This window comes from Cupriavidus sp. 01L46, from assembly GCF_056399905.1.
This window is the reverse complement of the sequence record NZ_JBFTSF010000257.1, coordinates 1-9,103: the sequence shown is the minus strand read 5'-3', so window position 1 is coordinate 9,103 and position 9,103 is coordinate 1. Positions and strand designations below refer to the sequence as shown.

The 9,103-nt window shown below is 68.0% G+C and carries 9 protein-coding genes; 3 read left to right on the top strand and 6 right to left on the bottom strand.

All coding sequences use genetic code 11. The annotated features are described in order from the left end of the window. Positions 1–5: 5 nt before the first annotated feature. Complete coding sequence (locus AC1DS3_RS30330) at positions 6–509, top strand: GNAT family N-acetyltransferase (RefSeq protein ID WP_477128574.1); 504 nt, start codon at positions 6–8, stop codon at positions 507–509. A 12-nt stretch (positions 510–521) separates the two neighbouring features. On the opposite strand, the gene AC1DS3_RS30325 is transcribed toward AC1DS3_RS30330, so the two are convergent. The 4 genes from AC1DS3_RS30325 to AC1DS3_RS30310 form a co-directional block, all read right to left on the bottom strand. Next, positions 522–1,325 carry a TOBE domain-containing protein gene (locus tag AC1DS3_RS30325; protein ID WP_441641364.1) on the bottom strand — a complete coding sequence of 268 codons (804 nt, stop codon included), beginning with the start codon at positions 1,323–1,325 and terminating at the stop codon, positions 522–524. Positions 1,326–1,445: 120 nt separating this feature from the next. Then, positions 1,446–1,688 carry an RNA recognition motif domain-containing protein gene (locus tag AC1DS3_RS30320; protein ID WP_441641365.1) on the bottom strand — a complete coding sequence of 81 codons (243 nt, stop codon included), beginning with the start codon at positions 1,686–1,688 and terminating at the stop codon, positions 1,446–1,448. A gap of 118 nt (positions 1,689–1,806) precedes the next feature. Further along, complete coding sequence (gene fabI / locus AC1DS3_RS30315) at positions 1,807–2,586, bottom strand: enoyl-ACP reductase FabI (protein ID WP_477128573.1); 780 nt, start codon at positions 2,584–2,586, stop codon at positions 1,807–1,809. A 174-nt stretch (positions 2,587–2,760) separates the two neighbouring features. Continuing rightward, positions 2,761–5,142, bottom strand: a complete 2,382-nt coding sequence (locus AC1DS3_RS30310; RefSeq protein ID WP_477128572.1) for a DUF3141 domain-containing protein — start codon at positions 5,140–5,142, stop codon at positions 2,761–2,763. Positions 5,143–5,419: 277 nt separating this feature from the next. Between AC1DS3_RS30310 and AC1DS3_RS30305 the strand changes: the two genes are divergently transcribed. Then, positions 5,420–6,361 carry a phosphate acetyltransferase gene (locus AC1DS3_RS30305; protein ID WP_441641368.1) on the top strand — a complete coding sequence of 314 codons (942 nt, stop codon included), beginning with the start codon at positions 5,420–5,422 and terminating at the stop codon, positions 6,359–6,361. A gap of 73 nt (positions 6,362–6,434) precedes the next feature. After that, the gene (locus AC1DS3_RS30300; protein WP_441641369.1) at positions 6,435–7,661 is read left to right on the top strand and encodes an acetate/propionate family kinase; all 1,227 of its coding nucleotides are present in this window, start codon (positions 6,435–6,437) and stop codon (positions 7,659–7,661) included. 166 nt (positions 7,662–7,827) lie between these two features. On the opposite strand, the gene AC1DS3_RS30295 is transcribed toward AC1DS3_RS30300, so the two are convergent. Both AC1DS3_RS30295 and AC1DS3_RS30290 read right to left on the bottom strand, forming a co-directional pair. Next, positions 7,828–8,619, bottom strand: coding sequence for a tyrosine-protein phosphatase (locus tag AC1DS3_RS30295; RefSeq protein WP_477128571.1), 792 nt, complete (start codon positions 8,617–8,619; stop codon positions 7,828–7,830). A gap of 64 nt (positions 8,620–8,683) precedes the next feature. Further along, on the bottom strand, positions 8,684–8,938 hold the full coding sequence (locus tag AC1DS3_RS30290) for an RNA-binding protein (RefSeq protein WP_441641376.1): 255 nt from the start codon (positions 8,936–8,938) through the stop codon (positions 8,684–8,686). Positions 8,939–9,103 lie beyond the last annotated feature (165 nt).

Sequence of the window (9,103 nt, the reverse complement as noted above, 5' to 3'; positions counted from 1 at the left end):
CGGTTATCCTTGCGCGCATGCAAACACCATCCCCAAGCCCGCAGATCCGGCGCGCCGGGCCATCCGATGCCCTGGCCGTCGCCACCCTCCTCACCGAAACCTTTCTCGCCACCTGGAAGCCGCAGCTCACGGCCGAGGCAGCCTTGCGCTTCGAGCAAGAGGACAAGGTCGGCGATTATGTCCGTAGCCGGCTGGCGCAGTTCCACGTGGCCTGCGTGGACGGCACGGTGGCCGGCATGGTGGACTGGGAGAACGATTTCATCTGGGCGCTGCATGTGTCGCCATGCTGGCAGGCGCGCGGACTGGGCAGCGCGCTGCTGGCGCACGCCGAAGCCGCGATGGCAGCGGCAGGCCATCGGCAGGCCCGGCTCGAAACCGACACCTTCAACGTGAAGAGCCGCGCCTTCTATCGGCGCCACGGCTATGCCGAGGTGGAATTCTACCCCGACGAAAGCTGGCACAGCGGCTTCACCACGGTACTGCTGAGCAAACCGCTGGTGCCTGCCTGATGCGCGCCAGGCTCAGCCCATGGTGCCCAGGATCACGCTCGACGCCTTGAAGATCGCCAGCGCGCGGCTGCCCTCGGCAAGCCCGAGCGCGCTCACACTGTCGTTGGTGACAATGGCCACCACGGTGCCGCCGCCATCCAGCTCCAGCGCCACCTCGGCATTGACCGCGCCCGGCAGCACGCGGGTCACCTTGCCAGGCAGCTGGTTGCGCGCCGAGAGCCGCAGCCCGGGATCGGGCAGCCCCAGCAGGACCGAGGAAGCCTTGATCAGCGCGAAGGCTTCGGCGCCGGGTGCGAGGCCCAGCGTCTCCACGCTTTCGTGGGTGATGGTGGCGACCACGTGCTGGCCGCCCGCGAGCGACAGCGTGACCTCGTCGTTGACGGCGCCGCCGCGGATCGCAGCCACCTTGCCAAAGAGCTTGTTGCGCGCACTGGTCTTGATCATGAAACGCCGCATCAGGTGAAGGTCGTCCTGCGCCGTCTCGCTGACGTTGCCGAGGCTGGCGAGGTGTTCGATAAAGAGCCGGTGCTCGTGCTCCAGCGCGCGGTAGGTGCGGATCAGGCTGGCGGCGCGCTCGGTCAGCACGGTGCCGCCGCCGCCCTTGCCGCCGGCGGCGCGCACCACCAGCGGCTCGCCCGCGCTGTTGTTCATGGCGTCGATGGCATCCCAGGCGCCCTTGTAGCTCAGCCCGACCGCTTTGGCCGCAGCCGTGATCGAGCCGTGCTCGCCGATCGCGGCCAGCAGGGCGATGCGTTCGCGCCCGCCCCAGTCCTGGGAGCCCGAGCGAAACCAGATCGCGCCGTCGAGTTCTAGCATGCGGGAATGGCGCTACCGCGTGGCAGCGCAGCAAAGTGGCAGAAGCCGCTTATCTTAATGCCAAAGCGTGGCGGCGCGCGGCAGCCGCCCGCCCTCAACCTCCCTCAACCTGCCAACGCCTCAACCCTGGTGCGCCGGGATATACCAGCGCATCATGCTGCCGGCGAAGTACTGGCGATCCAGCTGGCGCAGCAGGCGCCACGCGGTGAAAGGATCGATATCCAGGTTGACCCAGGCCCAAGGGTGATTCGGATCGCCCTCGCGCACCAGTTCCACGGACGTCACCGGGGCGTAGGTCGCCAGCTTGTCGCGCAGCATCTGTTCGGTCACATCGCGGTGCAGGCCCCGGATGAGTACCTTCATGTCTTGCTCCCGATATGAGGCAGCGCGCACGCGGCGGGCAGCACGTGTCTCCGTTGTCTAGCTCATTGTAGGTGGCCCGACGCGGTCCGTGGGCCACGCATCGCGCCCTTGGCGGCAGTCAGCCCATGATGTGCGCGCCGCCGTCCACGTACACGGTGTTGCCGGAAATCCGCCGCGCGTAGGGCGTCGCCAGGTAGGCGGTGGCAAAGCCCACGTCCATGATGTCGACCAGCTCGCCCAGCGGGGCGCGGCCCGCGGCATCCGCCAGCAATTGCTCGAAATCCTTGAGCCCGGACGCCGCGCGGGTCTTGAGCGGCCCCGGCGAAATGGCGTGCACGCGGATGCCGCTCGGGCCGAGTTCGTGCGCCAGGTAGCGGCAGGACGCCTCCAGCGCCGCCTTGACCGGGCCCATCAGGTTGTAGTTCGGCACCACGCGGTTGGCGCCCTCGTAGCTCATGGCGAACAGGCTGCCGCCCGCGCGCATCAGCGGCACCGCGCGCCGCGCCAGCCGCACGAAGGAATGACAGGACACGTCCATGGCCCGCGCGAAGCCGGCCGCCGATGCATTGAGCAGCCCGCCCTGCAGGTCGTCCTTGGGCGCGAAGGCCACCGAGTGCACCAGTACGTCGAGCTGGCCCYATTGCCGGGTGATCCGCTCGAACAGCGCCTGCTCCTGGCCCGCGTCCTCCACGTCGAGCGGCATCAGGATCGTCGCGCCCACCGATTCGGCCAGCGGCGCCACGTGCGGGTAGGCTTTGTCGTTGAGATAGGTGATCGCCAGTTCGGCGCCAAGCTCGCGGAAGGCCCGCGCGCAACCCCACGCGATGGACTCCGCGTTGGCMACGCCGACCACCAGCACGCGCGCGCCCAGCAATGGGGGATTGGGTACTTGCACCATGATGTCCCTCGCTTAATGAATGCGCGCCCCTGCTGGCGCCGGCTTAGAGGCCATTTCCAAAAGATGCTGGCGTCCTTGCGCGGCCTTGGCCGTACCACTTGTACTGTCTGCGGCCGCGCGCCTAGCCAGAACCGCTTCGCTTCATGTTGAAACAGCCTATCAGGCCCGCCTGGTTCAGGTGCCTGTCTTGACGTTGCGCCGTGCCGACGGCTTGACCGTCTTGAGCGGCTTGGCCACCTTGCCCGGCTTGGCCGCGCCGGCCTTGCGAACGCGTGCGCTGGCTTCCGGCGAAGCGGCTTTGCGCGCCGTGCGCGGCGTTTCCACGGGTGCGGGCGCCGGGGGCGCCGCGGTGGCGGGCTGCGCGGTTTGCCGCGCAGTGTGGTCGGTGCCCAGCACGCGCGCCACCTCGCGATAGCGCGCCAGGCGGGCGCCTTCGAGCGGTCCCACCACGGTCACGATGCGATGGATCGCCATCATGATGCGATGGCGCAGCGCGCTGTCCGGCACCAGCAGCGGCAGCGCGGCCACGGCCCGCCCGGCGTCCAGCCCCACGATCATGCTCTGCCGCCTGACTGCGGCCTTGACCGTGGCAATATCCGGCTGCTGCTCCAGGTGCTCGCGCGCCATCTGCCGCATCAGGTTGAAGGGCCGCTCCTCGATGCTGGTGTTMTCGTCCGCCACATAGCAAAGGATGCGCATGAAGGCATCGAGCGGCGTGCCCTGYTCGATCCCCGCTTCGGCCTCATGAATGCGCCGTTCGGCCAGCTCCTGGCGCAGCGCCGCGCTCAGCGGCGGCGGGCCGCGCTTTTCGGCGCCGGGCGAGAAGCCCATCAGCGCGGACAGCCATGGCGACTGGTACAACGCCTCGAAGAGCTGCTCCTGGAAGGCATCGCGCTGGTCGCGCCACGCGTCGAGCGTGCGCACGATGGTGTCGGACACCGCGCCCTCCAGCGTGACGAAAGGATTGTCCGGCGCCACCGGCTGGCGCGCCTCGCGCACCGACGGCGCCAGCGCGGCGATCCACGCCATCCACGGATTCGCGTCCGACGCCAGCGAACGCTCCAGCCGGGCCGGGTGCATCTGCCGCATCGCGTAGGCGCCCAGTTCGTTGGATGCGGCCTGCACCGCCGGCGAGGCGAAGGTGTCGTACAGGCGCTGGTTGACTTCGGCCACGCGGCGCACCACCTCGAACGCGCGTTCGTCGTCGCGGCCATCGTCCAGCGCGAGGATGTCGTCGATGGTCCTGCGCTCGAAGCGCATCAGGTAGCGGCCTTCGATCAGCTCCAGGTGCGAGGTGCCCGGCGCGATGTCTTCGATGCGCGCCTCGTACAGCCCGGGCGGCAGCACGTCGATCAGGTCCAGCGCCGAGAACAGCTCGGTGTGCTCGCGATTGGCCACGCCGGCCGAGACGAAGATGCCAAGGTGCCCGACCTTTTCATGCAGGCAGTAGACGATGACCTGGTCGTTGGCGACGATCTCGTCGACGCTGGCGTAGAGATCGGGAATCCAGTTCAGCGCCTGCTGCGGCGGCGTGATGTTGTCGCCCCAGGAAGCAAAGACCACGATCGGCGAGCGCACATTGCGCAGGTCCACCGCGACGCTGCCATCCGCGCTGCGCACCTCGCCGGCGGTCAGGTGGTTGCCGACGAAGAGGTTCTGCACGATCCAGTCGATCTCGGCGCGGTTGAGCAGGAAGTGCCCGCCCCACCAACGCTCGAACGCCAGGAAGCGCTCGCGCTCCGTATCCACCTGCGCATAGACGTCGTAGAGCTTTTTCCAGTACGTGTTGGACGGATTGAGCTGCTCGAAATTCTGCACCAGCCAGGCCCCGTCAAAGCGGCCATTGCCGAGATCGGCCGCAAAGGACGACAGCCACGAGCCGCCCAGCAGCCCGCCGCTGTAGCGCATCGGGTTACGCCCGCGCACGCCCGACCAGTAGGCCAGCGGCGAACCGGCCAGCAGGATGGGGCCGACCAGTTCCGGCGCGGCGGCCGCCAGCATCATCAGCGCCCAGCCGCCCTGGCAGTTGCCGATCACGAACGGCTTGCCCTGCGCGTGCGGATGGCGCTCGGCCACGGTGAGCAGGAACAGCGCTTCGGCGCGCGCCACGCACTCGATGGTCTGGCCCGGGCAAGGCACCGGGAAAAAGGTGACGAAGTAGCAGGGATGGCCGCTGCGCAGCGCGATGCCGATCTCGCTGTCGATCTTGAAGCCGCCGATGCCCGGGCCATGCCCGGCGCGCGGATCGATCACCACGAAGGGCCGCTTGGTGTCGTCGGTGACGATGCCTGGCGGCGGCAGGATGCGCAGCAGCGCGTAGTTGGCGGGTTGCGCCAGCGTGCGCGCATCGATCACCACCTCGTGCTCGAAGACCAGCACCGGCGGCATGCCCTCGCGCTCGTGCTCGAAGGTCTGGTTGCCGCGCTCGCGCAGGATGTCGAGCAACAGGACGGCGCGCTGCCAGGCGTCATGCGCGTAGGACCACGCATCGGACAAAAGCGGTGGCACGCCGGCGGCGGCGCTGCCGGCATGGATGACGGGATCACGTGCGTTCACTCGGCTTCCCCTTCTACGTTCTACGGTGTGGCGCCGAAGGCAGTCGTTTCCAGGCGATGGCACGGAATTGCTGCCCTGCAGCACAGCGCAATCTACCAGCCTGCATCGTGCTTGACAACCCGCGGCATGGGCGGATCGGTGACAGGCATGACCTGGCGCAAGGTCCGCGCCAATGTCATCGTGCAGCAGGAAACATCGCCTATACTGGCCTTTGTTTTTTTGCGCGACGCAGCATGCCCGCGCGGTCGCACCGCAACCCCGACGCACCGGAACGCCGATGACCCACACGCTCGACAAGTACTCCGTCCTGCTGGCACGCTGCCAAGATTTGCCCGCCATTCCCACCGCGGTGGCGCATCCCTGCGATGCTTCCTCGCTCGGCGGCGCGCTGCAGGCGGCCAGCCTCGGCCTGATCGTGCCGCTGCTGATCGGGCCCGAGGCGCGCATCCGCCAGGTGGCCGACGCCAACGCGCTCGACCTTGGCGACAGCGTGCTGATCGACGTGCCGCACAGCCATGCTGCCGCCGCGCGCGCCGTCGCGGCAATCCGCGCGGGCGAGGCCGAGCTGCTGATGAAGGGCAGCCTGCACACCGATGAGCTGCTGCACGAAGTCACCGCGCCCGCCACCGGCTTGCGCACGGGGCGGCGCCTTTCGCATGTGTTTGCGATGGACGTGCCGAGCTATCACAAGCCGCTGTTCATCACCGACGCCGCCGTCAATATCTTTCCCACGCTCAACGACAAGGCCGATATCTGCCGCAACGCGATCGATCTGCTGCGCGTGCTGGGCATCGAGTGCCCCAAGGTGGCCATCCTCTCGGCGGTGGAAACCGTGACCGACAAGATCCCATCCACCATCGACGCGGCCGCGCTGTGCATGATGAGCCGGCGCGGCCAGATCGAAGGCGGCATCCTCGACGGCCCGCTCGCGTTCGACAACGCGATCAGCCATGAGGCCGCGGTGACAAAGGGCATCGTCTCCGAGGTCGCGGGCGACCCCGACATCTTGCTCGTGCCCGACCTGGAGGCCGGCAACATGCTGGCCAAGCAGCTCACCTTCCTGGCCGGCGCCGAAGCCGCCGGCATCGTGCTGGGCGCGCGCGTGCCCATCATCCTCACCAGCCGCGCCGACAGCGTGCGCGCGCGGATCGGCAGTTGCGCGATTGCCGTGCTGCTGGCGCATGCGCGCCGCACCGGCCAGGCGCCCGGCAAGATCTGAACGCTCCACCGTCTCGGTCACCACCTCGGCCACCGTCACAGTCAACGTCAACGTCACAAGGAGGCTTGCGAGCGTGAGCGCCACCCATCCCACCATCCTCGTCGTCAATGCCGGCTCCTCCAGCGTCAAGGTCTCGGTGTACGCCGTGCCCGAGGCCGCGCACGCCAATGCCGACATCAACCCGGTGCTCAGCGCGCACGGGCAGATCGAAGGCATCGGCGTATCGCCGCGCCTCACCGCCAGCATGGCGGACGGCCGCGTGGTCGCGGACGAACGCTTTCCGGTGGCGCAGGTGGCCGATCACGACGCCGCCTTCCGCCTGATCCGGCTGGTGCTCAGCATCGGGCTGCGCGATGCGCCGCCGGTGGCAATCGGCCATCGCGTGGTGCACGGCGGCGCGGATTTCTCCGCGGCCGTGAAGATCGACGACGACGTCATTGCCAAGCTGGAAGCATTGGTCCCGCTGGCGCCGCTGCACCAACCGCACAATCTCACGGCGATCCGCGCGGTGCGCGCCGCCGCGCCGGCGCTGCTGCAGGTCGCCTGCTTCGACACCGCCTTTCACGCCGGGCACGACCCGCTGGCACAGCTGCTGGCGCTGCCCTACGAATACTTCGAACGCGGCATCCGCCGCTACGGCTTTCACGGCCTGTCCTACGAGTACATCGCGCGCCGCCTGCAGCAGATCGCGCCCGATCTGGCGCAGGGCCGCGTGATCGTGGCGCACCTGGGCAACGGCGCCAGCCTGTGCGCCATGCGCGAGGGGCGCAGCGTGGAATCCACCATGGGCCTGACCGCGCTCGACGGCCTGCCGATGGGCACGCGCTGCGGCGCCATCGATGCCGGCGCCATCCTGTGGCTGTCGCAGCAAGGCATGAGCACCAAGGACATCGAGACGATGYTGTACCAGGAGTCAGGGTTGAAGGGACTGTCGGGCGTCAGCAGCGACATGCGCGCCCTGCTGGCCAGCGACGCGCCGCGCGCGCGCCTGGCCATCGATTTCTACGCCTACCGCGCGGCGCAGGAAATCGGCAAGCTGGCGGCCACGCTGGGCGGCCTGGATGCGCTGGTGTTCACCGCCGGCATCGGCGCCAACTCGCCGCCGGTGCGCGAGAAGATCTGCGCGCGGCTGGCGGAGCTGTTCGGCATCAGCCTGGACGCCGGCGCCAACAACGAGAACCGCCAGCGCATCAGCCGCGACAACAGCCGCGTGCCGGTCCTGGTACTGCCCACCGACGAGGAAGGCATGATCGCGCTCAATACCGCACGCATCATGATGGAGCACAACGCGCTCGCGTAGCGCTTCCGAGACCCTACGGGCGTAATGCGCTTTTGACAAGTCCTGACATTGGCAAAAGAGGCACCAAAAACGACTGCGGCGGGGCTATAGCCCTGCCGGCCGCCTGCCTCGCTTGGCTACGATGGCCGATGGCGCGCTAACGGCCCGTTGGGGAATGACGCGCTCGCTAGGCGCGTACGAGATAGGCCTGGCGCAAGCGCTCGGCATCCACCTTGAGCACATCGCCCAGGTAGGCATCGATGCCGCCGTAGTCCTGCTCGATGGCGTGCATCGAGGCTTCCAGGTAAGAGGCCTTCACCACCAGCAACGGCCACATCACCGCGGGATCGACGCCAAACTGCGCCGCGCCGGCGCTCATCTTCTGGTTGAAGCCCTGGTTCCAGTGATTCGATTCCAGGTAGTTGGCCATGATGATGTCGCGCTCCACGCCTAGGCCGGCCAGCAGCAGCAGCGAGGCAAAGCCGGTGCGGTCCTTGCCCGCCGTGCAGTGGTACAGCAGGTTGCCGCCCTGCTCCGCGGTCTTCAGGAAGCCGCCGAAGGCAGCCTGGTACTTGCGCGGAAAGTCACCATAGACCTCCAGCATGAAGGCCTCCATCTGCGCCGCGCTGCCGTCGCGCAAACGCGGCATCAGCTCGGCCATCGACATGCTGCCTTCGAGCACCGGCGTGGCGACCCAGCGGAAGGCCTCGCCAAAGGGGCTTTCCGCTGCGGTCTTCTCACCGGCCGAGCGGAAGTCGATCACCATGTCCAGCTGCAATGCGCGCAGCCGTTCCATATCCGCCGCGCTGGCCAGGCCCGGGTTGCCGCTGCGAAACAGCTTGCAGGCACGCACACGGCGGCCGTCGCGCGTGGCGAGGCCGCCGAGGTCGCGCAGATTGACCACATTGTCCAGCGCCAGCGCCGCGTTGCCCGGCACGCCGGCACCTTGTGATGGCGCATCGGCCATGTTTTCCTGCATCGTGTGTCCCTGCCCTGTCTTTGTCGTTCGGTGGCGCGCGCGCCGCACCGCACGTGGCGGCGGCTCAGCGCGCGCGATAGGCCGGCACATGCCAGCGCGTATGGCAGCCAGCAATATAACGGCGATCGAGCTTTGCCACCAGTTTCCACACGCTCATCGGGTCCACATCGTCGAGATCCAGGTCGACCCAGGCCCAGGGATGCGCACTGTCGCCCTCGCGGATCAGCTCGATGTCCTTGACCCGCACGTAGGCGGCCAGCGCCGTGCGCAGCGCCGATGCGTCGACTTCGGCACGTAGTCCTCTCACTAAAACCTTCATCATGCACTCCAATGTTTTGGCGCTGTTCAGGTTAAGCGTGGATAGCTGCTAGACTTTGGTCGTTGATATGACGAGAGCAGTCGATGAACGCCCGCCAGTTCAAGAGATTCCTGGAGTCGGTGACCAAGCTCACCGCCGGCCAGTTGGAGCAGGTACGAAGCGCGC

Coding starts and splice junctions, on each gene's coding strand:
- AC1DS3_RS30305 (WP_441641368.1), top strand. CDS start 5,420: ATGACCCACACGCTCGACAAGTACTCCGTCCTGCTGGCACGCTGCCAA.
- AC1DS3_RS30320 (WP_441641365.1), bottom strand. CDS start 1,688: ATGAAGGTACTCATCCGGGGCCTGCACCGCGATGTGACCGAACAGATG.
- AC1DS3_RS30290 (WP_441641376.1), bottom strand. CDS start 8,938: ATGAAGGTTTTAGTGAGAGGACTACGTGCCGAAGTCGACGCATCGGCG.
- AC1DS3_RS30325 (WP_441641364.1), bottom strand. CDS start 1,325: ATGCTAGAACTCGACGGCGCGATCTGGTTTCGCTCGGGCTCCCAGGAC.
- AC1DS3_RS30295 (WP_477128571.1), bottom strand. CDS start 8,619: ATGCAGGAAAACATGGCCGATGCGCCATCACAAGGTGCCGGCGTGCCG.